Genomic DNA, 24094 nt, shown 5'->3' with positions numbered 1-24094 from the left:
GAGGATGTCACGATTGTATGTTCAGGCCATGATGTTGTAGGTGCTTGACTAGTGCTTTTGCGATTTTTAGAGCGGCAGGATTGTCACCATGTAAACAAATCGTATCCACAGAGAATTTCAGCGGTGTGCCATAATAGCTTGTGAAGTCTGTACCCTTTGCCAATGCGATAGCTCGTTCTAGGCAGTTTTCAATATTATTTAGCACTGAGCCAGGTAGATTACGTGGGGCCAATTTTTCTTTGTTTAAGTAGTGCCTATCTATAAAACCCTCCCGATAAAAGGTGCACTGCTTCTCTATTGCCACAGACTCCATCGCACCGTTGGCTAAACCGATAATTTTCAGAGAGGGATACTCTTTGGCGAAGAGTGAGATAATTTCTTTAGAGAGTAACCTATCTGCTTCGGCATCGTTATATAAAGCGCCATGTAGTTTAACGTGATCCAGCAGTACACCTGCTTCAGTAGTCAGGGATTGCAGCTGCTCGATCTGTTGAAACAATGAGTCAAGTAATAGATTTATTGGGAGTTTGACAGACTTTCTTCCAAAATTTTCCCGGTCTGGATAGCCGGGGTGTGCTCCAATTTTTAAATGATGTTTTTGTGCATTGAAAATGGAAAGGCGCATAATGTCCCGGTTTCCTGCGTGAGCGCCACAGGCGATATTGCAGCGGGAAATAAAGGGCATGATTTGCGTGTCCCTAATGCAGCTTTTTAGATCGCTACCTTCACCCAGGTCACAGTTGATGTCTATGCGCATAATATCAGTCCCTTTTAGGCCTAAACTATTTCATTTTCAACTTGTAGGGCAAGACTTCACCTCTGAAGAAATTTGCACACCTTTTGATTCATAGCAGTCGCCCAGAGGTGAGCAAAAACATGCTTTCACTTCAATGTCATTTCTTAATGCATTTAACTTTGTCCAAAGTGGTTCATTGGCGGCTGTTCTTTGAAGTGTCAAGAATTTTAGGGAGAAATGTGAAGCGATAATGGCTTGTTCCAATATTACTGTGTTTAAGCCACTCCTTGCCGCGAGAGTGCTTTCTCCTTTATTTTCTAGATTGTGAATCGTCTGATATAAATTTTTTTCTTCTTTGTGGCAGCAAGAGGTTAGAAAAGCTTCAAGGTCTGAGTAAGTCTTATCATGATAAGTGAACTCTAGAGACTTCAGGATTGCGGGTCCCGAGCCGGCGTTATGTAATGAGAAAATTATGGTTGGTTTTTGTGTCGCTCCATCAAAGTTTCCTTGGTCAAATTTAACCACAGGCATAGTCATAACTCGGACTTGTTTATTTGCGGCCTTGGCTTGCAGATAAGTGGCATAAAAAGAGGCTATAGAAATTAAAATTGCGCATAATGCAATTATTAAGTTGAGCCTTTCTTTATTGAGAAAATTCATTTGTTTAGGTCTTTAAAAGGTAAGGGGAGCCTTCGAGTAATTCACAGAGGCACTTCTCTTGCTTCAGGGGGATAGCCCCCCTGAAGCAAGACAAAATACTTAGAGTCTTTTAAGAGCAGCATAGAGATTTGCCAGAAAAGTGCCGAGGGGGCCAAGCGTTCTGGCCATCAATTTATCCAAGCATGGGTTTAAGGAAACGCCCTGTATGAGAAACTTTCATTTCTGCCACATCCTCTGGAGTCCCTGCTGCAATAATCTGTCCTCCACCGGAGCCGCCTTCCGGGCCCAGGTCCACAATCCAGTCGGCAGTTTTAATGACGTCCAGATTGTGTTCGATAACCACGATGGTATTGCCGTGATCGCGCAGGCGATGTAAGACATCCAGTAATAATTGGATGTCGGCAAAATGCAGGCCAGTGGTGGGTTCGTCAAGGATATACAAGGTTTGGCCGGTGTCGCGCTTGGACAGTTCACGGGAGAGTTTTACTCGCTGTGCTTCGCCGCCGGAAAGTGTGGTGGCCGCCTGGCCAAGTTTGATATAGGAGAGACCGACATCCATCAGGGTTTGTAATTTCTTGGCAATTGCGGGCACGGGGTCAAAAAACTCTCGCGCATCTTCCACTGTCATTTCCAATACCTCGTGGATATTTTTGCCTTTGTAATGTACTTCCAGGGTTTCGCGGTTGTACCGTTTACCATGGCAGGTGTCGCAGGGCACATAGATATCCGGCAGGAAATGCATTTCGACTTTGATCACACCGTCGCCCTGACAAGCCTCACAGCGACCACCTTTTACATTAAAGCTGAAACGGCCTGGCTTGTAGCCACGTGAACGCGCTTCCTGGGTACCGGCAAATAGCTCTCGAATCGGGGTAAAAATACCTGTGTAGGTGGCCGGATTAGACCTTGGGGTGCGGCCTATAGGGCTCTGGTCGATATCCACACATTTATCGAAATGCTCTAACCCATGAACGGACTCATATGGGGAGGCCTTCAAGGTGGTGGCTTTATTGAGTGCTGTGGCAGCAAGAGGGTAGAGGGTGGTATTGATTAGGGTAGATTTACCAGAGCCCGAGACACCAGTGACACAGGTAAAGAGGCCTACGGGGATTTCCAGGTCTACGTTTTGCAAATTGTTGCCGCTGGCACCTTCGAGGCGCAGCATATAGTCCTCGTTGGGGATATAGCGCTCTTCCGGTACAGCAATTTTCTTTTTTCCGGACAGGTATTGTCCGGTGAGAGATTTTTTACATTTGGTGATTTTATCCGCGGTACCAGCCGCGACTACTTCGCCACCATGAACACCGGCACCGGGGCCTATATCGACAATAAAGTCGGCACTGCGGATAGCGTCCTCATCGTGCTCAACGACAATGACTGTGTTACCGATATCGCGTAGATGGGTAAGAGTGTTAAGTAGGCGTTCGTTGTCCCGTTGGTGTAAGCCAATAGAAGGCTCGTCGAGGATATACATTACGCCCACCAGGCCGGCCCCGATCTGGCTGGCCAGGCGAATCCGCTGTGCCTCACCGCCAGATAGAGTTTCTGCGCTGCGATTCAGAGTTAGGTAGTTGAGCCCCACATCTACCAGGAAGCGAAAGCGATCGCGCAGCTCTTTAAGAATTTTATCGGCAATTTCTTTTTGGGCACCTCTGAAGGTCAGCTCGTGATCAAAATAGTTGAAAGCATCGCCGACGGGCAGCTCGGTAATCTGTGCCAGGGTGCGATTGTCCACAAAGATATGACGGGCCTCGCGGCGCAGTCGGGTGCCATGGCACTCAGGGCATTTTTGTGTGCTCAGGTATTTGGCCAGTTCTTCGCGTACAGATTGGGATTCGGTGTCCCGATAACGGCGTTGGAAGTTGGGAATAATGCCCTCGAAAGTGTGCTGCCGCACGGTAACATCGCCGCGATCATTCACATAGCTGAAGTCGATTTCCTCATCGCCACTGCCCTGTAAAATGATCTTGCGGTGCCCCTTGCGTAGTTTCTTCCAGGGTTTGTCCAGATCGAAGCCGTAGTGCTCGGCGAGGGAGTCGAGCATGTGATAGTAGTAGATGTTGCGTCTGTCCCAACCGCGAATAGCACCCTCGGAGATACTGCTCTCTGGGTCGAGAATCACCTTATCCTCATCAAAGAACTGCTTAACCCCCAGGCCGTCGCAACTGGGGCAGGCGCCGGCCGGGTTGTTGAAGGAAAACAGGCGCGGTTCCAGTTCGTCCAGTGAATAGTCACAGACGGGGCAGGCGTGGCGTGCGGAAAAAAGTCGGTCTTCCTGGTCACCATCCATAAAGCTGATGGAAGCGATGCCATCGGTGAGATTCAAAGCAGTTTCGAAGGACTCCGCCAGGCGTAACTGCAGGTCATCGCGCACCTTAAAGCGGTCTACCACAACCTCTACGGTGTGCTTGCGTCGCTTGTCCAGCTTGGGCGTGTCATCCAGATCACAGATAACGCCATCGATACGTGCTCGAACGAAGCCGTCACGGCGCAGCTGTTCAAATACATGCTGGTGCTCGCCCTTGCGGTCGCGTACTACGGGTGCCAGTAGCATCAGCTTAGTGCCCTCCGGCAGGGTCAGTACCTGATCCACCATCTGGCTCACGGTCTGGGCCTGTAGCGGTTCGTCGTGTTCAGGGCAGCGCGGTTCGCCGACACGGGCGAACAGCAGTCTGAGGTAGTCGTAAATCTCAGTAATGGTGCCTACGGTGGAGCGCGGGTTGTGGGAGGTGGACTTCTGCTCAATGGAGATGGCCGGCGACAGTCCCTCAACAGTATCCACATCCGGCTTTTCCATCATCGATAGGAATTGCCGTGCATAGGTGGACAGGGATTCCACATAGCGGCGCTGGCCTTCAGCGTAAAGGGTGTCAAAGGCCAGGGAGGATTTACCGGAACCAGACAGTCCGGTTATCACGATCAGCTTGTCGCGGGGGATGTCCAGATCGATATTTTTCAGGTTGTGGGTGCGAGCACCCCTCACATAAATCGTGTCCACGCTCTACCTATATTGCTGCTAATACTGGGCCGGGCCACGGACTTGCTCCGCACGGGGCGATCACAACTGCGGTGCCGGGAAAACAGCCGAGTATAAACTCGCGACCCAATGTGCCAAAATCGTCTACCGCAAAAAACCAACCGATGAACAGAAAGCGCTGATGATCCCTGTAATTCTTTGTGGCGGCACTGGCTCGCGCCTGTGGCCACTGTCCCGGGAAACCTACCCAAAGCAATTTTTGCCGCTAACAGGTGAAGAAACCATGTTGCAGGCCACCGCGAGGCGGTTGGAAGGCGTGGCACAGCTACAGGCTCCGATTTTAGTGTGCAATGAGGAGCATCGCTTTGCTGCAGCGGAGCAGTTGCGCGAGATTGGTCACGCTGCCCAATCTATTTTACTGGAGCCCTGTGCGCGCAATACGGCACCCGCTATCGCTCTGGCGGCCCTAGCAGCGCTTGAATCTGGTGAAGACCCCCTGCTACTGATACTGCCGGCGGACCACGCGGTGGCCGATGTGGCGGCCTTTCAGGAGGCACTCAAGCCTGCCCGGGCCTTAGCTGAGCAGGGACATTTGGTGACTTTTGGTATTGTTCCGACAAGAGCTGAGACCGGTTACGGTTATATCCGCCGCGGAGAAGGGCTTTCTGCTGGTGCCTGGGCAGTCGCAGAATTTGTTGAAAAGCCTGATGCCGAGACAGCTGAGTCCTATCTGGCCGATGGCGGTTATTGCTGGAATAGCGGTATGTTCCTATTCCGCGCTTCCCGCTATCTGGAGGAACTGGGCCAGCATCGAGAGGATATTCTCGGTGCCTGTCGCACAGCCTACGAGCAGGCCGCTCGAGATCTCGACTTTACCCGGGTGGATAGAGAGGCCTTCGCCGCTTGTGCCGATGAATCTGTGGATTATGCGGTTATGGAGCCTACGGAGTCGGCGGCTGTAGTGCCTATGGATGCTGGCTGGAGCGATGTGGGCTCCTGGCTGGGGTTGTGGGAGCTGGCCGAGCGGGATGACGACGACAACCTGCTGCAAGGAGATGTGTTGCAGGAAGACAGCAGCGGTTGCCTGGTGCGTGCGGAGAGTCGCTTGGTCAGTTTACTCGGTGTAGAGGACCTGGTGGTGGTGGATACCGACGACGCCCTGCTGATTGCTGACAAACAGCGGGTTCAGGAGGTGAAAAAACTGGTGGGGAGCCTCAAGCGCTCCGGCCGCAGCGAGGCCCAGCGACACCGCAAGGTGTATAGACCTTGGGGCTACTACGACTCTATCGATGCGGGTCCGCGTTTTCAGGTAAAACGCATCGTGGTTAAGCCTGGACAACAGCTTTCACTGCAGATGCACCACCACCGCGCGGAGCACTGGATTGTGGTGCGTGGCACCGCAAGGGTGACCCGCGGTGATGAAGAGCTACTGGTTACCGAGAATCAATCCACCTATATCCCCCTGGGGGTTACGCACCGGTTGGAAAATCCCGGCACCATCCCTCTGGAGCTGATCGAGGTGCAGTCCGGCAGCTACCTGGGCGAGGACGATATAGTCCGTTTCGATGACGACTATGGTCGAGGCTAGATCTCCGCGAAAGTTGTACTGCTCCCACTACAGCCTGGCGCTCACTCGCTGTACAATGCGCGCCCACTTTGACGCTGTTCCGGGAGCTGCATGAATTCTATTGAGCGCCGAGCCCTGGGTGGGCTGGCTTCCCTTTATGTGTTTCGCATGCTCGGCCTGTTTATGGTGCTGCCGGTGCTCACGGTGTACGGTGAAGGCTATCGTGATAGCACTCCGATGCTGCTGGGGTTGGCCATGGGTGCCTACGGTTTGAGTCAGGCCTTATTGCAGATTCCGCTGGGACTTCTGTCTGATCGCTGGGGCCGAAAACCCGTAATTTATACCGGCCTGGCGCTATTCGCCCTAGGCAGTATCGTCGCTGCTCAGACAGATTCCGTATATGGGCTGATTGTCGGCCGGGTGTTACAGGGGTGTGGAGCGATCGCTGCCGCAGTGATGGCGCTGGTGGCTGATTTGACCCGGGATGAGAAGCGCGGCATTGCCATGGCCGTGATCGGGGCCTCGATCGGTGTGGCCTTTATGTTGGCGGTAATACTGGGCCCGGCACTCGCGGGTGTTGGCGGACTGCCAGCCATTTTCTGGCTGACAGCAGTACTGGCCGTACTCGGCATGTTGCTGGTATGGCGGGTGGTACCAACCCCTCAAGTAGCAAAGCGCCCTGCGGTATTTAAGGGTGGTTTCCGCAAAGTATTGGGTAGTGGGCTGACCTGGCGCCTGGTCAGCGGGGCCTTCTTTTCTCACTTACTACTGACGGCGCTGTTTGTGGCATTGCCACTGGTGCTAGTCGATCGCCTGGATTGGCCGGCGGATGAGCACTGGAAACTTTATGGTCCACTAATGCTGGGCACCTTTATCATTATGCTGCCCTTAATGCGAATGGCCGAGCGTACTGGCAAAGTGCCGCTTGCGTTGAACCTGGCGGCGCTTGCTCTGGTTGCTGGCAGCGCGGCGTTACTGCCGATGAATGGAACAATAACAGTTGTACTGCTGCTGAGTATTTTCTTTGTGGGCTTCAATCTGTTGGAAGCCCTGCTGCCGGCCCAGTTGACTCGCAAAGCCCCGGAGGATGCCCGTGGGGCAGCTTCGGGTCTGTATGCGACGCTACAGTTTTTTGGCACCTTTGTCGGCGGCAGTCTGGGCGGATATCTGTATGGACTCGGTGGCACCAGTGCTGTAGCGGGGCTCGGTTTTGCTGTAGTGGCAATTTGGATACTGCTTTGGTGGGCTCTGCGCGAGCGGCTCTCCGATATCCGTGAGGGTAGCGCTTACTAACAGTGGGTGTCTGTTGTATGCTGCTGTATAAAAATACACTGTCTGCAGCTGTAAGTGGCTGCGTGCTTACATACTCAGAGTACGAGTGAAACCGTACCTGAAATTTAATATTGAATGATTAGTGCTCCGGGTGGGACCCGGGTCGAAGAGAGGAGAGGGCCATGGCCAGGGGTATCAACAAAGTAATCTTAATTGGCAATCTGGGTAATGACCCGGAAACCAAATATATGCCGAGCGGTGGTGCGGTTACCAATATCAGCTTAGCCACCAGCGAGAGCTGGAAGGATAAGCAGACTGGCCAGCAGCAGGAGCGCACTGAATGGCACCGCGTAGTATTTTTCAACCGCTTGGCAGAGATTGCCGGTGAGTATTTACGTAAAGGTGCAAAGGTCTATGTAGAAGGTTCGCTGCGCACGCGTAAATGGCAGGATAAGAATACTGGTCAGGATCGCTACACTACGGAGATTGTTGCCAGCGAAATGCAAATGCTGGATGGTCGCGGAGAGCAGGGCGGTTTCGGTCAGGGTATGGGCGGTGCCGCAATGGGTGCGGCAGGTGCAGCTATGGGGAGCCAGATGGGCGGGCAGCAAGGCGGTTACGAACAGCAGGGCGGTTTCCAGCAAGGTGGCTATCAGCAGGGTAATCAGGGGCGCCAGGCTCCCAGTAACCAACAGCAACCTGCGCAGCAGCAAAGCCAGGGCCCTGCCGGTGGTTTTGATAATAGCTTTGACGACGATATCCCGTTCTAAAACAGGCCTGTCCTGTGTCTGATCTACATACCGGATATAAGCCGGATCGGGTTGCGCTGATTCGCGCCGGAAACGATATCGATAGCGCGCTGCAGAAACGCCTGCAGCGTGCTGGTTTCCGTATACAGCTGCTCGCACCCACAGAACTCGATAAGTTGCGCTCCGCCTCAATTGTCATTAATGCGTCGGCATGCGCGGATGACCAGGGTATGCCGGAAGCCCTAGAGGTTGCTGAGTCATTGGCACAGTGCTCCTGTCAGCATGTTATTCACCTCTCTTCCTATGCGGTCTTTGCCGGTGGTGAACCGAGGAAATATGACGAGGATGAGGTGGCGGCACCTCAATCTCACAGTGGGCGGCAATGGCTGGCTTGTGAGGAAGCCTTATCAGAATTTGAGAATCTGACAATTCTGCGTTTTGGCTGGATGGTGGATAGCAATCCGGATGCTCTGCTGGGGCGGGTGTTACGGGGTTTTGTGACGGGTGAGCCGGTCACACTGGATGGCTGCAATAGCGGTAACCCGGTCACGGCCCTGGATCTGGCTCGTGTTGCAGTTGCAGTGGCGCAGCAACTAGCCAGTGGCGCTGAGGCTGGAGGGATCTATCACTACGGCAGCTCGGATGACTGTACTGCGGTGGAGTTTGCCCTTGAGGTTGTGGAGCGAGCCCAGTCACTCTACGACGAGGGCAGGTTCGCACAATTCAGCGCGCTGGAAACCGGGCCGGACCAGAGCCGAGGGGTGGTGTTGGCCTGTGGTAAGTTGCGCGATGTCTTTGGCATACAGCAGCATAGCTGGCGCCAAGGCCTCACTAGGCAGGTGGAGCTGTGGTTGGAGCGTCTGGATGCGGAGACGCAGGAATAGCTTTAGAGCGATTGTAAAAAGGGCGCCAATGTGGCGCCCTTTTTATTTGGATCAAGATAACGGCTTTAAACTTTATCGAAAATCAGGCACGCGTTGGTACCACCGAAACCAAAGCTGTTGGACATGGCACGCTTAATCTCGCACTCGCGCAATTCAGTGACTAGATCCATCCCTTCCGCTTCTGGGTCCCGGTGCTCCACATTGGCGGAAGCGGCAATAAAGTTATTTTGCATCATTAGCAGGCTGTAGATGGCCTCCTGCACGCCGGCAGCGCCGAGGGAGTGTCCGGTTAGAGACTTGGTGGAGGCAAATGCGGGCACTTTGCCGGCAAAGACTTCGCTCATGGCTTTTAGCTCAGCGATATCGCCGACCGGGGTTGAGGTGCCGTGGGTGTTGATGTAGTCCACACCGCCTTGAAGCCCTTTGCCATCCATACCTGCCAGGGCTTGCTGCATGCAGCGCACTGCGCCTTCTCCACTCGGGGCCACCATATCGTATCCATCAGAAGTTGCGCCGTAGCCAGTGAGTTCGGCGTAAATGGTTGCGCCGCGGGCGAGTGCATGGTTCATTTCTTCCAGAATCAGACAGCCACCACCACCGGCGATAACAAAACCATCCCGATCGGCATCGTAGGGGCGTGAGGCCTTAGTGGGGTCGTCGTTAAACTTGCTCGATAGAGCGCCCATGGCGTCGAACAGGTGCGTGAGACTCCAGGCCAGTTCCTCACCGCCACCGGCGAAGACAATATCCTGTTTGCCCATCTGAATCAGCTCGGCACCGTTGCCGATGCAGTGGGCACTTGTGGCACAGGCGGAGGAGATGCTGTAGTTCACACCTTTGATTTTATAGGGTGTGGATAAGCAGGCTGAAACGGTGCTGTTCATCACCTGGGGAACTCGGTAGGCGCCGACACGGCGAACCCCCTTTTCCTTGAGCGTGTGTGCGGCATCAATAATATTTTGGGTGGAGGTGCCGCCGGAACCCATCACAATGCCGGTTCGAGGGTTGGAGATGTCTTTCTCCTCCAAGCCGGACATTTCGATTGCCTCTCGCATGGCGATGTAAGCATAGGCGGCAGCATCTCCCATAAAGCGCAGTTGCTTGCGGTCTATATGTTCTTTGAAATCGATATCCACAGGGCCTGCAACCTGGCTACGCAGGCCTAGCTCTTTGTACTCCTCCTGGAAGCGGATACCGCTGCGGCCTGCTCTTAGTGAATCGGTAACTTCTTTTGTATTGGTACCGATACAGGATGTGATGCCCATCCCGGTAATGACTACCCGACGCATAGTGATCTCCAACAGTACTTGGTAGTAAAGGCCTTTAAAGTTTTGCCCGCCTGAGCTTTATAAAGTTAAAAGTTATCAGTACGAGTAAATAAACCAACGCGAAGGTCTTTTGCAGTGTAGATTTCACGCCCATCCACTGACACAGTACCATCGCCAATACCCATAACCAGCTTTCGTTCAACAAGCCGACTCAATTGAATGTGGTAGGTTACCTTCTTGCTGGTAGGTAAAATTTGACCGGTAAACTTTACCTCCCCACAGCCGAGGGCACGGCCATGCCCGGGATTACCCTTCCAGGCCAAAAAGTAGCCTAGGAGCTGCCACATGGCATCGAGCCCCAAGCACCCGGGCATTACCGGGTCACCGGGAAAGTGGCAATCAAAAAACCAGAGGTCGGGGTGTATATCCAGCTCGGCGATGACTTCACCCTTGTCATATGCTCCCCCCTCTTTTGATATATGGGTGATACGGTCAAGCATCAGCATGTTGGGGGCGGGCAATTGTGCATTGCCTGGACCAAACATCTCTCCGCTGGAGCAGGTCAGTAGCTCCTCTCTGTTGTAGCTACTTTTTTGAACAAAATTACTCATCTTCTCCCCGGCTTTGGGTGGTTACGCAACTCATGTTGAGCGTTTTTGTAAGAGCGGGCATTCTAAGCGCTGTGTGTCGCTTGTCCAGTCAGTCAAAATTATTTTTGTGACTGTCGTAGTAATTACCTTCACAACATCTTATATGATCATTTGTGTAGAGCGCTGACACATTGAGGGAATTTGACGCCATCCTTTGTAAGTGAACTCTCTTTTTAGCTATGTTAGGTTCCCGCCGGGAGCGGGGGAGCGCTCGTTTTAAGTTCATGGGGGAGCATAATGCTCAAGAAATGTTTATTCCCGGTTGCCGGTTACGGCACCCGTTTCCTGCCTGCCACCAAGGCGATGCCGAAGGAAATGCTGCCACTGGTGAACAAGCCGTTGGTGCAGTATGGGGTAGAAGAGGCCATCGAAGCCGGCCTTACAGAGATAGGTTTTGTTACTGGGCGCGGTAAACGCGCTATTGAGGACCACTTCGATACCAATTACGAGCTGGAGCACCAAATTGCCGGAACTGGTAAAGAGCGCTATTTGGACTCTGTTCGGAAGGTGATTGACAGTGCCAGCTTTTCTTATACCCGCCAAGGCGAAATGCGTGGTTTGGGCGATGCGATACTGCAGGGGCGCCGCCTGGTGGGAGATGAGCCATTTGGGGTGGTGTTGGCGGATGACCTGTGCCTGAATGATGACCTTGGCGTGCTTTCGCAGATGGTACAGCTTTACAAGCAATTTCGCTGCAGCATAGTGGCCGTCGAAGAAGTGCCGATGGAGCAGATTCACAAGTTTGGTGTAATTGCGGGCAATGAAATCAAGCCGGGCCTCTATCAAGTTACGGATATGGTGGAAAAGCCGGCCGCTGAGGATGCGCCAAGCAACAAGGCAATCATAGGCCGCTATATTCTCACCCCAGATATTTTTGATCTTATCCGCGATACCCCGCCGGGCAAAAATGGGGAAGTACAAATTACCGATGCGTTACTGACCCAGGCGCGGCAGGGTTGTGTTCTTGCTTACGCTTTTAAAGGGCGGCGCTTCGATTGTGGCTCTGTGGAAGGGTTTATTGAGGCCACTAACTATGTTTTTGAAAATAAGTATCTGCCGGAACAGGCAACCGAGGAGAATAAATAAGTGTCAGAACTTACTTGCTTTAAAGCTTATGACTTGCGCGGTCGTGTGCCTGATGAGCTGAATACCGAAGTGGCTTATCGGGTGGGGCGGGCATTTGCCCAATTTCTGGGGGCGAAACGTGTTGTGGTTGGTCATGATATTCGTCTTACCAGTGGTGAACTGACCGATGCCCTGGTGAATGGCTTGCGCGATGCCGGTGCCGATGTTTTTCATATCGGTGAATGTGGTACCGAAGAAGTATACTTCTCTACTTTCTATGGAGATTTTGATGGGGGTATCTGTGTTACTGCCAGCCACAATCCCATGGATTATAACGGCATGAAGTTTGTCCGCGCAGGTAGCAGTCCGATTAGTGGCGATACCGGACTATTGGAAATTAAGCGCCTGGCGGAGGAAAACAGCTTTGCTCCTGTTGCAGAGCGCGGTGAACTGCAGAGCTTTGAGCACAGGCCGGCTTTTGTTGAGCACTTATTGGGTTATGTTGATAGTAAGGCGCTGAAGCCTTTGAAGCTGGTAGTGAATGCGGGCAATGGTGGTGCAGGTGCAGTTGTCGATGCGCTAGCCCCTCATTTGCCTTTTGAGTTTGTGCGGGTTCACCATCAGCCAGATGGGAATTTCCCCAACGGTATCCCCAACCCAATCCTACCGGAAAACCGTGCTTCAACTGCAGAGGCGGTGCGTGAGAGTGGCGCTGACTTTGGTATTGCCTGGGATGGAGATTTTGACCGCTGTTTCTTCTTCGATGAAAACGGTGATTTTATCGAGGGCTACTATGTGGTCGGCCTGCTTGCCGAGGCCTTTCTGGTCAAGCACAAAGGCGCCAAAGTGGTCCACGATCCGCGCCTGCTGTGGAATACGGAAGATATTGTGCGTGCTGCTGGGGGTGAGCCGGTTCAAAGTAAAACTGGCCATGCCTTTATCAAGGAGCGCATGCGCAAAGAAGATGCCATTTATGGTGGTGAGATGAGCGCACACCATTATTTCCGTGACTTCGCCTACTGCGATAGTGGCATGATCCCATGGTTGTTGGTGGCGGAGCTCGTCAGCCGAAGCGGTAAGACTCTGTCCCAGTTGGTGGGAGAACGTATGGCGGCTTTCCCTTGCTCGGGTGAGATCAACTCCAAGGTGCAGGATGCGGCAGCGGTTATTAAAGCTGCACAGGAAAAGTATGGTGCAGATGCACTCAGTGTCGAGCATGTGGATGGTCTGAGTGTGGCTTATGCCGAGTGGCGATTTAATTTACGCATGTCCAATACTGAACCCGTGATTCGCCTCAATGTTGAGTCCCGTGGGGATAAGGCTTTGATGCGTGAGAAGACCGAAGAGCTACTAAAGCTGATTCGTTCATGATTTCCTGATCAGCTCTGAATAGGCTTCATGAGCTGCCGCCTTGAAATAAAAAAAGCCCCATTTTATGGGGCTTTTTTTATGGGTGCTGGGTTATGATATCTGGCCCTCTCAAATCTAGGGCTAGGACGATACTCCGAGCCTGCTAGACATTTCTCTCCACGGCAAAGCTGGCTAGTTGTTGTAGTGCGGTTTTTTGATCACTCTCGGGTAGGAAATCCAGCTGAGTTTTGGCGTCCTCCACGGCAGCGCGGGCCCGCTCCATGGTGTAATCCAGTGCTCCGCAGGCCTCAATAGCCTCGACAATTTCTACCAGCTTTGCTGCACTGCGCTGTTCAATCGCCTCCTTTACCAGAGCCGCCTGGTTTTGGCTGCCATTGGCCATGGTGTAGATCAGGGGAAGTGTGGGCTTGCCCTCCGCAAGATCGTCGCCGACATTTTTGCCTAGTTCTTCCGGGTTGCCTCGATAATCCAGGGCGTCATCTACCAGCTGGAATGCGAGGCCTAAATGGCGTCCATACAGTTTCAGGGCATTTTGTTCCTCGGCAGAACAGTCGGCCAAAACGGCGGCGGTCTCACAGGCCGCTTCGAACAACGCTCCGGTTTTCTTGTAAATTACACTGAAGTAGTTTTCTTCGCTGACCTCTGGGTCGCCGGCGTTTACCAGCTGCTGTACTTCACCTTCGGCAATGGTATTGGTGGTATCAGAAAGGATTGCCATGATGCGCATGTCCTGTAGGGCAATCATCATCTGGAAGGCACGGGAATATAGAAAGTCTCCCACCAGGACGCTGGGTGCATTGCCCCATTTGGCATTGGCGGTAAGGCGGCCGCGGCGCATATCGGAGGTGTCCACCACATCATCGTGTAGCAGGGTGGCGGTGTGGATAAATTCGATAATGGTGGCCAGATCAATATGGCCCTCATCTTGGTAGTTGCAGGCCCTGGCACATAGCAGCACCAGCAGGGGTCGCAGGCGTTTGCCGCCGGCCTCAACCAAGTAGTGGCCTATATTTTCCACCAGGGGGACATCCGAGTGCAGTTGGTCGAGAATACGCTGGTTGACCGCGGCAAAGTCTTCGGCGGCGACCCGGTGAAAAGGCAGCATTTGAGAGTTCCTTAATACGACTAGACAGGCGCCCCCGAAGGCTCGGGTGGCAGAGGGCCGCTATTGTATCAACCCGGCGAATTGATTAGAATCTGCGCCCCGTCGATTGCGGGCTCCGCGGCTTTACTGTTGCTGGTGCCGCCGGCGAAATAGATGTTAAACAACACGGCGCAAGCTCCCGAAATGCGGAGCAGTGACTCGATAGTCCTCCCGCTGCTTCGTGTCGTCCATACCGGAGCATAGAAATATGTACGCTGTTATTGAGAGCGGTGGTAAGCAACACCGTGTAGAAGAAGGCGAAGTACTTCGCCTGGAAAAGCTGGAAGTAGCTACTGGCGAAACCATCGATTTCGACAAAGTGCTGATGGTCGTTGATGGCGACAAAATCAACATCGGCGCTCCCGTTGTAGACGGCGCTAAAGTATCTGCTGAAGTGGTAAGCCACGGCCGCGGCGAGAAAGTGAAGATCATCAAATTCCGCCGTCGTAAGCACTCCATGAAGCGCCAGGGCCACCGTCAGTGGTACACCGAAGTTAAAATCACTGGCATCAAGGCATAAGAGAGGAGTAACGACTCATGGCACATAAGAAAGCTGGCGGTAGTACGCGAAATGGTCGCGATTCCGAGAGTAAACGCCTGGGCGTGAAGCGCTTTGGCGGCCAAGCTGTAGCGGCAGGCAACATCATCGTTCGTCAACGTGGCACCAAGTTCCACGCTGGTGTTAACGTTGGTATGGGCAAAGATCACACCCTGTTCGCCACTGCGGACGGCGTTGTGAAGTTTGAAGTTAAAGGCCCCAACAACCGCAAGTTCGTTTCTATCGAAACTGCTTAAGCGGTCGCAAGCCCTAGCTTCATAAAAAGCCCCGCTATTGCGGGGCTTTTTTGTTGGGGCAGCCCTAATAGAGGGTGGTGGGAAGTTGGGGCGGCAGATGCCTGCGAGTGGCGGCTTGTCGGCTGGTATGATGAATATGATGGTAGGTGTGTGTATGTGCGCACCGGATGAGACAACCGCTGTGGCGGTGGAGTGATTATGAAGTTTGTCGATGAGGCGCCCATATTTGTGCAGGCGGGTAAAGGCGGCAATGGCTGCCTGAGTTTCCGCAGGGAAAAGTTTGTAGAGAAGGGTGGTCCGGACGGCGGTGACGGCGGTGATGGCGGTTCCGTCTACCTGGAGGCCGATGATTCCCTCAACACTCTGGTAGATTACCGCTACCAGCCCCGTTACGCCGCTGAGAGCGGCCAGCCTGGCCGCGGGCGTAACTGTACTGGGGCCAAAGGGGAAGACCTTGTTCTTAAAGTGCCTGTGGGCACCACAGTAATCGATGTGGATACCGGTGAAGCTGTTGGTGACATGACCCGAGCCGGTGAGCGTCTGCTGGTCGCCCAGGGGGGGTTTCACGGTTTGGGTAATACGCGCTTTAAATCGAGTACTAACCGAGCCCCTCGCCAGACCACCAATGGTAGCGAGGGTGAGCTTCGCAGCCTGAAGTTGGAGTTGAAGGTGCTTGCAGATGTGGGGATGTTGGGGCTGCCCAATGCTGGCAAGTCCACGTTTATTCGGGCGGTATCGGCGGCCAAGCCCAAGGTTGCCAACTATCCCTTCACGACCTTGGTGCCAAACCTGGGCGTGGTACAGGTACAGCGGCATCGCAGTTTTGTGATTGCCGATATTCCGGGTTTGATTGAGGGGGCGGCTGAAGGGGCAGGCCTGGGTATTCGTTTCCTCAAGCATTTGACTCGCTGCCGGGTGCTCCTGCATTTGGTAGACCTGGCGCCATTTGATGGTTCGGACCCAGTGGAGAACGCCCGCGCTATCGAGCGTGAACTGGCTAGTTTTAGCGATACTCTGGCGGGTCGAGAGCGCTGGTTGGTACTGAATAAGACTGACCTGGTGCCTGCTGCTGAACTGGAAGAGCGCTGTCAGTCGGTTGTGGATGCGCTGGGCTGGAAAGGGCCGGTGTTCCGGGTGGCGGCTATTCGCGGTGAGGGTACGGATGTGCTTAGCGGCCGCTTGATGGATTACCTGGAGGAGCGCCAAGAGCAGGAGGATCGCGATCCGGAATTGGCTGAGGCTGAACTGGAGGCGCAGCGTCAGATGCAGCGCGAAGCCCGCGAGCGTATCGAGGAGCTTCGGGATAGCCATCGCGCCAAACGCAGGGCTGCCAAGGGGCATGTCGATGATGACGAAGACTGGGATGATGACGATCACGATGTCGATATTGAGTATCGCTCCTGAATCGTATGTTTCCGGTGGCAAATCTGTGCTGCCGCGCAGAATTTCTGTCAGCTCGGCCCTTTACCGGCAATGTGATGATAATTCGATAGGCCCCTAGGGGCCGGTGTCCAGGGAGGAAGTATGGGCTCCGTATCAGTGTCCCGTAGAGGGCTTTCTAAGGGGCAGCGCTGGGTGGTAAAAATTGGCAGTGCCCTGCTTACTGATAACGGTCGCGGCGTCAATAATTCGGCGATCTGCGCCTGGGTGGCACAGATCGCCGAATTGCGCCAGCAGGGTGTTGAAGTGGTGTTGGTTTCTTCTGGGGCAGTAGCCGCGGGTATGGATCGTCTCGGCTGGGACCGCAGACCGGAGTCGATCCATCAGTTGCAGGCCGCAGCTGCGATAGGGCAGAGCCATTTGGTGCAGGTCTATGAGCAGGCTTTCGGTCTCTTCGATATACGCAGCGCGCAGATTTTGTTGGATCATGATGATCTCTCCAACCGCACTCGTTACCTCAATGCGCGCAGTACATTGCGAACACTACTCTCATTGGGAGCTGTGCCGATCGTCAATGAAAACGATACCGTCGTAACCGATGAAATACGTTTCGGTGATAACGACACCTTGGCGGCGTTGGTGGCTAACCTTGTCGAGGCGGATGCCTTGTTGATTTTGACCGATGCCGATGGGCTCTTTACAGAAGACCCTCGCGATAACCCCGATGCGGAGCTTGTTGGTGAGGCCTCGGCGCTGGATCCGAGGCTGCTGGGGATGGCGGGGGACTCCCGCAGTGGTCTGGGACGAGGAGGTATGACCACCAAAGTGCGCGCGGCACAACTGGCGGCTCGTTCCGGTGCCTGCACTGTGATTGCTGGGGGTGCCAGAGAGGGAGTGGTAACGCGGGTATGGAAGGGCGAGGATTTGGGAACTCTCCTGCTTCCGGAGGCGGACCCCTTGGCGGCGAGGAAGCGCTGGCTAGCTGGGCAGCTACAGGTGCGCGGTAGTCTCACCCTCGATAGTGGTGCTGAGAGGGCATTGCGCGATGGTGGTAAGAGTTTGCTATCGGTGGGGGTGACTGCGGTGCAGGGGCGTTTTCACCGGGGAGACTTGGTTTCCTGTCTTGATGGTGCGGGTCATGAGATCGCCCGTGGTCTTGTAAATTATGACAGCAGCGAGAGTGCCAGGATTCTCGGGCAGTCATCGGAGCGCTTTGTTGAGTTGCTCGGCTATCGTGATGACGATGAGTTGATACACAGAGATAATCTTATCTTGCTCTAGCAGAAGCGCTGGCTTTCAGACATAAAAAAACCCCGCATTGCGGGGTTTTTTGTGTCTGCTACCTAAAGAATTAGGCGGCGAGAGCTTTAACCTGAGCGTTCAGGCGGCTCTTATGACGAGCGGCTTTATTCTTGTGAATAATACCTTTGTCTGCCATGCGGTCGATAACGGGAACCGCTTCTGCGTATGCAGTTTTTGCTTTTTCAGCGTCGCCTGCATCGATGGCCGCAACTACCTTCTTAATGTAGGTGCGCACCATGGAGCGCAGACTGGCGTTATGCATGCGGCGCTTGTCGTTCTGGCGCGCGCGTTTCTTCGCTTGAGGTGAGTTGGCCACCGGTTGCTCCTGTCTGGAATCTATAAATCTGTAACTAACAGGCCCTGGGGCCCGATCGGGACGCGACATTATCCCCACAGCTGGTTGTTTGTCAACCATCTGGGCAGATAGCTTGCGCTTTGTCTGCCTGTGCTGGTGCGTGATTAGCGGGTCGGCAGTTTTAGGTTGAACTCCACACCGCTATTATCTGTGCGATTTCGAGCCTCCAAACGGGCTCGGTGAAAGTCAGCAATCAATTTAGCGATATGCAATCCAAGGCCCAAATGCCCAGCGTTGTCACCTTCCTTACGCACAGATACCAGGGAATCGAACAGCTTGTGTGCATAGCCATTGGGTAGCAATGGACCGTCGTTACTCACACTAATTAGGTAGCCGTCCTTTTCGTTGTAGACTGCAAGCTGAATCTCACTGTGCTTTGGGGCGAAACTACAGGCATTGTCTACCAGCTTATCTAAAAGCTGTGCCAGTAGCTCCGGCGCGCCCTCACAGCGAAGCTCTCCATTTGGCTTTTTCAGAGAAAATTGCTGGTGGGGGTGGGCGTCGCCATAGCACTGCACCATAACTTCCAGCAGGTCCGCCAAGTCAAAGCGCTCGCGCTCTGCCTGATGAATGCTGGCTTCCAGGTTGCTAGCCGCAGAGAGGCTGTTGAGGATGCCGGATAGGCGGGCACTGCCATCCAGTGCGCGTTCGGCATAGCGGCGGCTGTCTTCATCCAGTTTGCCGGTGGAGAGGTTATCGAGTGAAGAGCGCACCACCGCGAGAGGCGTGCGCAACTCGTGGGACAATTTACTGGCGAGGGTTCGCAGGTATTGGTGATACTGATCTAGCTCGCCCAGCAGACTGGCAAAGGCACGGTTAAGTGCGCCCAGTTCGTCTCTGGCAGAGGAGAGGGGAAAGTTGCCACGCAATTTGCCACTGCTGTCGACCGCATTGCGCGCAGCGCGGTGCAGCTTGCGAATGCGCCAAGATAGCCAGCTGGCGTAGCCGAGCAAAAACAGCAGTGCGGTTGCTGCTGCCGCACAGCTAATCAACCATAACCTGTGTGCGGCGCTATCGGTCATCGACTGCATAGCCTCAGCGGACTGCAACACAAGCACTCGTCCCAGCAGAGGCCTTTCTACGACTTCGTCAGCCCGAGTTATCACGGGCACACTGACTGCTCCTATACGCGACTGTAGTGGCCCGCCAAACCACTGCTCGGCTGTATCACGTCCAATGCCACTGCTTAGCGGCAGTTCATTTTGGGGTAGCTTTGGTAGCTCTTCCCTGGCAAGCAGTTTGCGATAAATCCAACTGCGCAGCCAGGGCCGTGGTGTGCTCTGCTCCTCAATGGCCACCTGTGGTTGGCCGTTACTGGCGAGCAGGAATCCCTCGCTGTCTACGACTGCCAAGCGCAGGTCTGGGCGGGCAAAGTGGTCCAATTCCGCCTGCAGCTTGGGCAGTGGAGCAACTAAGTGCCCCGGCAGGCCATCGGCGGGAAGGGTGCTGGTACTGTGAACTGGTGGGGAACCGTTGCTACTGGTGCGGTCGAGTATTTGAATGGACAGGCTGCCACGTGTGAGTGTGTAGGGAAGGCTGAGCTCTAGTTGATACCCCTTCGGTGAAGCGGTCCAGCGCCCGCGCAGGCGCAATTCGCGTTGGTAGCTGCCTTCGCGTGGATTGTGCCAAAAGGCCTCGACAGGCCCCCGGCTCGCCACCGGCAACAGATAATGGCGCCCATTGGTAAACAGCTGAACGGTATCCCCTCCGGCGAGCAGGTTTGTGCGAGGGTCCCGGTAGGCTGGGGTCTCATCACTTACTGTTAGCAGTAGGTAGATCTGATCAGCATACTGGCCGAGTGTGATCTGGGCCTGGGGCATGTGCTGCTCATTGAGCAGTTCTCGGGGAGTAAGCTCCCAGGGACGCCAATCGTCCCCGTAACCATCTACAACTGGAGGGTGGGAGAGGGGGTTTAAGTAGAGCTGGCTTCCAGGCGGTCTAGCATGGCGTGCGGGATCGGGAGCGATTAACTCTGGTGCGCTGGCCAGGCGCGCGGCAATTGCTGCAGCTGTGGCCTCGAGGGCCTGTAGTTGGCCCTGCGCCAGTGCCGCATCCACCTGACGGAGATACTGACAGCCGGCCCAGGGCAGAGCCAGCGCCACAAGGCTCACCAATAGGAGTTGTCGGCGAAGTTTCATCTACGGGTCCCCGAAAAGCTGTAGACCGGCTGCTATGTTGCCGAGGCAATCAGAGCTGCCAGCGATAGCCCATGCCATAGGCTGTACCTATAGCGTTGAATTCATTATCCAGGGCCTGAAATTTTTTGCGGATTCTCTTTACGTGGGAGGTGATGGTGTTGTCATCCAGAACTACCCGAGCGGCCTCCATCAGCTGACTGCGGGACTTCACATGCCCGGGGCGCTTGGCTAGAGCGTGGACAATCCAGAATTCAGTGACAGTGAGATCAACTACCCTTCCGTCCCAGTGGCAATGCAACCGGGAAATATCCAATTCCAGCTTGCCCTGTGTAAGGCTTTCCCCTTCATCGCTCTGGTCGCGCAGTACGCTGACCCGTCGCAGCAGCGCGTTGATACGCGCTTGCATATGGGGCAGGGAGATATCCTTAGTGAGATAGTCGTCGGCGCCGAGGCGTAGTCCCGAAATAATATCCAGTTCGGAGTCTCTGGCGGTGAGAAACAGGATTGGCAGACTGGGGGCCATAGCGCGCAGCTCCCTGCACAACTCAAAACCGCCTTCCACTTCACTGCCGAGCCCGACGTCGATTACCGCCAGGTCTGGCAGTCGCTGCCGGAAAGCTTCCATGGCTTCAATCCTTGCGCTGTAGAGATCGACTCGATAACCGCTACGGCGCAATGCATCGCGGTAATTTTCGGCGATGGCGCGCTCGTCTTCGACAATAGCGATAGTTGCACTCATGGCTGATTCCGGCTGCTTCCTTTGTGGTGGAGAATCATGCACGAAATAGCAGCTTATTGGCAAAAAGGCGGGCGCAAATGGCCCGCAAGCACAACAGGTTTTTTTTTCACGGAGGAGAGTTTGTGGCCATACTTTTAATCAGTCCACAGGCGCAATAGCGATTTGAAGTCACCTTGCGCAGCCGCGAGGATTTGCAGTCCATCGCGGCTGTTTAGCAGTTGTTAGAAGTGTCCGGCCATGGATTCCGGTAGGGAAAAGCGGATATCAACACGGCGCTCCATGGCGTAAGCGTCGACATCGCCCTTGGGGGCCTCCGAGTAGGTGGAGCCCATAGCGCGACGGCTGATGCGGGAGGCGTCAATGCCCAGAGAGATCAGTGCCTGTTCAACACTTAGGGCACGTTGGTCAGAGAGCACGTTGTTGTAACCATCGCTGCCCCGTGGGTCCGCGTGTCCCTCCAGTTGAATCTGCAGGTGGGGATGGCGTTTCAGGAAGTCTGCCATGGCATTCAGCTGTTGAAGCTGGGTGGTCTGGAGTTCGTCTTCCCCGGTGGTGAATAGCATCTGGAACTGTAATGAATCCAGTGCCACTTGGCTGGCATCATTCGCGGACAGTCGAGCCGCATCCAGTTGCTGTGCCAGGTTGCTGAGCTCTGCACGGCTCTCTGTCAATTGTGTTGCCAGCATATCAGCCTCTTCTGCTTGCTTGACCTGTTCGCCGAGCCAGGCTCCACCGATTGCGCCGGCGATAAACCCGACAGGGCCCCCTACAGCGGCACCGGCAACGGCTGCCGTGGTAAAGACCGTGGCCTGCTTGGCCGGGGTCAGTTTTGATTCGTTGAGTTCATTCGCCTGGGTACCAGAGGCGATCAGGGAAGTCAGGGCTGCGACCATTAATGTTTTTTTCATTGCTACTCTCCTTGGAGGCTTTCTTTTACTCGGTGGGGCTGTGTGTGGCCCGTTTGAGTGCTATTAAAAAGCTCCAAGGAGGCACTGGCGTGGCGCAGTGGTGGCAAATCGCTGCGCAATTGTGGCGAAAGATGGCAACCGGAGTGTCCTGTTATTTCAGGCGGTGGTAGCGCCGGTCGCGGGGCGAATCTACGCGGACACGCACACGCTGGGGGCGGGGGCCACGCATTATCGCAATGTAAAGCACAATCGCCAGTGCCAGGGCAATAATCAAAGCGTTAATGGTCATCCTGTCTTCTCCCCGCGCCACCGATTCCGTGGGACGCGTCACTAATTCACAGCTAGTATAGGCTCGTGGGCTCCAGGTCGTAGGAGCATAAAGATATCCACCCCTCAATGACTTTTGTGGAATTGCGGTAGACTTGCCGGCCAGCAGATATCGCCCAAATCCAGGAGTCACAGCGTTGCCCCAGTCGCCGCCCACCCAAGACCAGCCCGTCGAAAAAACCGGTACATCCAGACTCCTGCGCGGCAGCTCGGTGGTGGGGGCCGCAACGATGTTGTCCCGGGTTGCCGGCCTGGCCAGGGATATGGCCCTGGCGCGCTTTGCCGGGGCTGGGGATGCCGCCGATGCTTTTTTCGTGGCGTTTAAAATCCCTAACTTTTTCCGCCGCTTGTTTGCTGAGGGCGCCTTTGCCCAAGCATTTGTGCCGGTTTTGGCGGAGTACCGCCAAAAGGGGGGCATTGCTGCAGCACGAGAGCTCAATGATCGCGTCGCGGGAGCACTCGGCGGTGTTTTGTTGTTGGTTACTTTATTTGGCGTATTGTGCGCGCCTCTGGTGACGGGGATCTTTGCATTTGGCTGGTGGTGGGATGGCAGCGAAAGGGAAAAGTTTGAGCTCGCCACCGGCATGTTGCAAATTACCTTCCCCTACCTGATGTTGATCTCACTGGCGGGTTTCACCGGCGCTATTCTGAACAGCTTTGATCGCTTTGCGATCCCGGCACTGACGCCAATTATGTTGAATCTGGTGTTGATTGGTGCGGCAACTATAGGTACGGCTTGGTTTGATCCAGAGATACTGGCCTTGGCATGGGGTGTGCTTTTGGCCGGAGTGGTGCAATTGCTGTTTCAGCTGCCTTTTCTGGCGCGCGAGGGGTTATTGCCAAGGCCCAAGTGGGATTGGAGCCACCCGGGGGTACGCAAAATTCTGCGCCTGATGGCTCCGGCAATTTTTGGAGTCTCGGTCACTCAAATCAGTTTGGTATTGGATACGCTGCTGGCTTCATTCCTGCCCAGTGGCAGTGTCTCCTGGTTGTATTTTTCCGATCGCCTGACCGAATTACCGCTGGGGGTGTTTGGTGTGGCTGTGGCAACGGTGATATTGCCGAGCTTGTCTCGTCTGCACAGCGATGGAGACCCGCGCCGCTTTCGCCATACCCTCGACTGGGCGCTGCGCAGCGTTACCCTTATCTCCCTGCCTGCGGCGGTAGCCCTTGTGGTATTGGCTGAGCCGCTGTTGACCACGCTATTCCAATACGGCCAGATGCAGCCCAGAGATATGCAGATGGCGGCTTGGTCCCTACGAGCTTACGCCTTGGGGTTGTTGGCTTTTATGTTGATCAAAGTGCTAGCGCCGGGCTATTTTGCCCGTCAGGATACCTATACACCGGTGCGTTTTGGCTTGATTGCAATTTCGGCCAAGATGGTGCTGAGCCTTCTGTTTGTTATCCCGCTGAATCATTATTTTAAACTCGGCCATATGGGACTGGCGCTGGCTACCGCCTGCCAGGCGGCAATCAACGCTTGGTTACTGTACAAGGGTTTGCGCCGGGATGACGTTTACATGCCTGAGGCTGGTTGGGGGCGATTCCTATTGCGGTTGATAGCGGCGAATTTGGCGATGGTCGCTGTGCTGATGGGGCTCCTTCACGTCTGGGAAAGTTGGAGTGCCTGGGGCTGGTTTGAACGGGCCTGGCGTATGAGTGTAATAGTAGCCGCAGGGGGCTTGGCCTACCTGTTTACCCTGTTTGTGTCAGGCCTGCGCCCACGTCACTTCCGCGCCACCAGTTAACTTTGAATAGACGCCAATATGGCATGAATTGTATCGGCCAGTCGCTACTGGCCGCCCTG

The 24094-nt window shown here is 54.5% G+C and carries 22 protein-coding genes; 11 read left to right on the top strand and 11 right to left on the bottom strand.

Translation table 11 applies throughout. The features are described from left to right. Positions 1–7 precede the first annotated feature (7 nt). The 3 genes from pxpA to uvrA all read right to left on the bottom strand — a co-directional run bounded on the left by pxpA (position 8) and on the right by uvrA (position 4394). A complete protein-coding gene (gene pxpA / locus ACJJIV_RS08330) occupies positions 8–757 on the bottom strand; it encodes a 5-oxoprolinase subunit PxpA (RefSeq protein WP_252084426.1) in 750 nt (249 codons plus the stop codon). Between the two features lie 36 nt (positions 758–793). Further along, entirely contained in the window at positions 794–1396 is a 603-nt protein-coding gene (locus tag ACJJIV_RS08325; RefSeq protein ID WP_444891413.1) for a hypothetical protein, read from the bottom strand. Positions 1397–1568: 172 nt separating this feature from the next. After that, positions 1569–4394, bottom strand: coding sequence for an excinuclease ABC subunit UvrA (gene uvrA / locus ACJJIV_RS08320; protein ID WP_252084428.1), 2826 nt, complete (start codon positions 4392–4394; stop codon positions 1569–1571). A 160-nt stretch (positions 4395–4554) separates the two neighbouring features. Between uvrA and ACJJIV_RS08315 the strand changes: the two genes are divergently transcribed. From ACJJIV_RS08315 to ACJJIV_RS08300, 4 genes are all read left to right on the top strand, one after another. Further along, positions 4555–5961 carry a mannose-1-phosphate guanylyltransferase/mannose-6-phosphate isomerase gene (locus tag ACJJIV_RS08315; protein ID WP_444891412.1) on the top strand — a complete coding sequence of 469 codons (1407 nt, stop codon included), beginning with the start codon at positions 4555–4557 and terminating at the stop codon, positions 5959–5961. A gap of 90 nt (positions 5962–6051) precedes the next feature. Next, positions 6052–7233, top strand: a complete 1182-nt coding sequence (locus tag ACJJIV_RS08310) for an MFS transporter (protein ID WP_252084430.1) — start codon at positions 6052–6054, stop codon at positions 7231–7233. 161 nt (positions 7234–7394) lie between these two features. After that, entirely contained in the window at positions 7395–7982 is a 588-nt protein-coding gene (gene ssb / locus ACJJIV_RS08305; protein ID WP_444883695.1) for a single-stranded DNA-binding protein, read from the top strand. 14 nt (positions 7983–7996) lie between these two features. Then, positions 7997–8845, top strand: a complete 849-nt coding sequence (locus tag ACJJIV_RS08300) for a sugar nucleotide-binding protein (protein WP_444891411.1) — start codon at positions 7997–7999, stop codon at positions 8843–8845. A 65-nt stretch (positions 8846–8910) separates the two neighbouring features. Here the strand turns inward: ACJJIV_RS08300 and fabB are convergent, their stop codons facing one another. Together fabB and fabA are read right to left on the bottom strand one after the other, a co-directional pair. Then, positions 8911–10134, bottom strand: coding sequence for a beta-ketoacyl-ACP synthase I (gene fabB, locus ACJJIV_RS08295; protein ID WP_444891410.1), 1224 nt, complete (start codon positions 10132–10134; stop codon positions 8911–8913). A gap of 65 nt (positions 10135–10199) precedes the next feature. After that, on the bottom strand, positions 10200–10724 hold the full coding sequence (gene fabA / locus ACJJIV_RS08290) for a 3-hydroxyacyl-[acyl-carrier-protein] dehydratase FabA (protein WP_252084434.1): 525 nt from the start codon (positions 10722–10724) through the stop codon (positions 10200–10202). A 276-nt stretch (positions 10725–11000) separates the two neighbouring features. On the opposite strand from fabA, the gene galU reads away from it, so the two are divergent. After that, positions 11001–11849, top strand: a complete 849-nt coding sequence (gene galU, locus ACJJIV_RS08285; RefSeq protein WP_444891409.1) for a UTP--glucose-1-phosphate uridylyltransferase GalU — start codon at positions 11001–11003, stop codon at positions 11847–11849. Then, on the top strand, positions 11850–13199 hold the full coding sequence (locus ACJJIV_RS08280) for a phosphohexomutase domain-containing protein (RefSeq protein ID WP_444891408.1): 1350 nt from the start codon (positions 11850–11852) through the stop codon (positions 13197–13199). Between the two features lie 142 nt (positions 13200–13341). Here the strand turns inward: ACJJIV_RS08280 and ispB are convergent, their stop codons facing one another. Next, positions 13342–14304: an octaprenyl diphosphate synthase gene (ispB, locus tag ACJJIV_RS08275; RefSeq protein WP_444891407.1), complete on the bottom strand. Its 963-nt coding sequence runs from the start codon at positions 14302–14304 to the stop codon at positions 13342–13344. A gap of 247 nt (positions 14305–14551) precedes the next feature. Here ispB and rplU point away from each other — a divergent pair, with 247 nt between their 5' ends. The 4 genes from rplU to proB all read left to right on the top strand — a co-directional run bounded on the left by rplU (position 14552) and on the right by proB (position 17799). After that, on the top strand, positions 14552–14863 hold the full coding sequence (rplU, locus tag ACJJIV_RS08270; protein ID WP_252084438.1) for a 50S ribosomal protein L21: 312 nt from the start codon (positions 14552–14554) through the stop codon (positions 14861–14863). Between the two features lie 17 nt (positions 14864–14880). Then, the gene (rpmA, locus tag ACJJIV_RS08265; RefSeq protein WP_067086922.1) at positions 14881–15138 is read left to right on the top strand and encodes a 50S ribosomal protein L27; all 258 of its coding nucleotides are present in this window, start codon (positions 14881–14883) and stop codon (positions 15136–15138) included. Positions 15139–15336: 198 nt separating this feature from the next. Beyond that, positions 15337–16542 (top strand): Obg family GTPase CgtA, encoded by a 1206-nt coding sequence (cgtA, locus tag ACJJIV_RS08260; RefSeq protein ID WP_444891406.1) that lies wholly within the window; start codon positions 15337–15339, stop codon positions 16540–16542. Between the two features lie 120 nt (positions 16543–16662). Then, on the top strand, positions 16663–17799 hold the full coding sequence (gene proB / locus ACJJIV_RS08255) for a glutamate 5-kinase (RefSeq protein WP_444891405.1): 1137 nt from the start codon (positions 16663–16665) through the stop codon (positions 17797–17799). Positions 17800–17869: 70 nt separating this feature from the next. On the opposite strand, the gene rpsT is transcribed toward proB, so the two are convergent. From rpsT to ACJJIV_RS08230, 5 genes are all read right to left on the bottom strand, one after another. Continuing rightward, positions 17870–18136, bottom strand: a complete 267-nt coding sequence (rpsT, locus tag ACJJIV_RS08250) for a 30S ribosomal protein S20 (RefSeq protein ID WP_020411431.1) — start codon at positions 18134–18136, stop codon at positions 17870–17872. 143 nt (positions 18137–18279) lie between these two features. After that, positions 18280–20313 (bottom strand): ATP-binding protein, encoded by a 2034-nt coding sequence (locus ACJJIV_RS08245; protein WP_444891404.1) that lies wholly within the window; start codon positions 20311–20313, stop codon positions 18280–18282. A 49-nt stretch (positions 20314–20362) separates the two neighbouring features. After that, positions 20363–21052 (bottom strand): proteobacterial dedicated sortase system response regulator, encoded by a 690-nt coding sequence (gene pdsR, locus ACJJIV_RS08240; protein WP_252084443.1) that lies wholly within the window; start codon positions 21050–21052, stop codon positions 20363–20365. A 221-nt stretch (positions 21053–21273) separates the two neighbouring features. Further along, positions 21274–21960: an OmpA family protein gene (locus ACJJIV_RS08235; protein WP_252084444.1), complete on the bottom strand. Its 687-nt coding sequence runs from the start codon at positions 21958–21960 to the stop codon at positions 21274–21276. A gap of 151 nt (positions 21961–22111) precedes the next feature. Next, the gene (locus tag ACJJIV_RS08230; protein WP_444891403.1) at positions 22112–22420 is read right to left on the bottom strand and encodes a hypothetical protein; all 309 of its coding nucleotides are present in this window, start codon (positions 22418–22420) and stop codon (positions 22112–22114) included. A 4-nt stretch (positions 22421–22424) separates the two neighbouring features. Between ACJJIV_RS08230 and murJ the strand changes: the two genes are divergently transcribed. Further along, positions 22425–24035, top strand: a complete 1611-nt coding sequence (gene murJ, locus ACJJIV_RS08225) for a murein biosynthesis integral membrane protein MurJ (protein ID WP_444883707.1) — start codon at positions 22425–22427, stop codon at positions 24033–24035. The last annotated feature ends 59 nt before the right edge of the window (positions 24036–24094 follow it).

The sequence above is a fragment of the Microbulbifer mixtoriginis (SeqCode) genome (assembly GCF_052466765.1).
This window is presented reverse-complemented; position numbering and strand designations above follow the sequence as displayed.

Coding starts and splice junctions, on each gene's coding strand:
- pxpA (WP_252084426.1), bottom strand. CDS start 757: ATGCGCATAGACATCAACTGTGACCTGGGTGAAGGTAGCGATCTAAAA.
- ACJJIV_RS08325 (WP_444891413.1), bottom strand. CDS start 1,396: ATGAATTTTCTCAATAAAGAAAGGCTCAACTTAATAATTGCATTATGC.
- ACJJIV_RS08315 (WP_444891412.1), top strand. CDS start 4,555: ATGATCCCTGTAATTCTTTGTGGCGGCACTGGCTCGCGCCTGTGGCCA.
- ACJJIV_RS08310 (WP_252084430.1), top strand. CDS start 6,052: ATGAATTCTATTGAGCGCCGAGCCCTGGGTGGGCTGGCTTCCCTTTAT.
- ssb (WP_444883695.1), top strand. CDS start 7,395: ATGGCCAGGGGTATCAACAAAGTAATCTTAATTGGCAATCTGGGTAAT.
- fabB (WP_444891410.1), bottom strand. CDS start 10,134: ATGCGTCGGGTAGTCATTACCGGGATGGGCATCACATCCTGTATCGGT.
- fabA (WP_252084434.1), bottom strand. CDS start 10,724: ATGAGTAATTTTGTTCAAAAAAGTAGCTACAACAGAGAGGAGCTACTG.
- galU (WP_444891409.1), top strand. CDS start 11,001: ATGCTCAAGAAATGTTTATTCCCGGTTGCCGGTTACGGCACCCGTTTC.
- ispB (WP_444891407.1), bottom strand. CDS start 14,304: ATGCTGCCTTTTCACCGGGTCGCCGCCGAAGACTTTGCCGCGGTCAAC.
- rplU (WP_252084438.1), top strand. CDS start 14,552: ATGTACGCTGTTATTGAGAGCGGTGGTAAGCAACACCGTGTAGAAGAA.
- rpmA (WP_067086922.1), top strand. CDS start 14,881: ATGGCACATAAGAAAGCTGGCGGTAGTACGCGAAATGGTCGCGATTCC.
- cgtA (WP_444891406.1), top strand. CDS start 15,337: ATGAAGTTTGTCGATGAGGCGCCCATATTTGTGCAGGCGGGTAAAGGC.
- proB (WP_444891405.1), top strand. CDS start 16,663: ATGGGCTCCGTATCAGTGTCCCGTAGAGGGCTTTCTAAGGGGCAGCGC.
- ACJJIV_RS08245 (WP_444891404.1), bottom strand. CDS start 20,313: ATGAAACTTCGCCGACAACTCCTATTGGTGAGCCTTGTGGCGCTGGCT.
- pdsR (WP_252084443.1), bottom strand. CDS start 21,052: ATGAGTGCAACTATCGCTATTGTCGAAGACGAGCGCGCCATCGCCGAA.
- ACJJIV_RS08235 (WP_252084444.1), bottom strand. CDS start 21,960: ATGAAAAAAACATTAATGGTCGCAGCCCTGACTTCCCTGATCGCCTCT.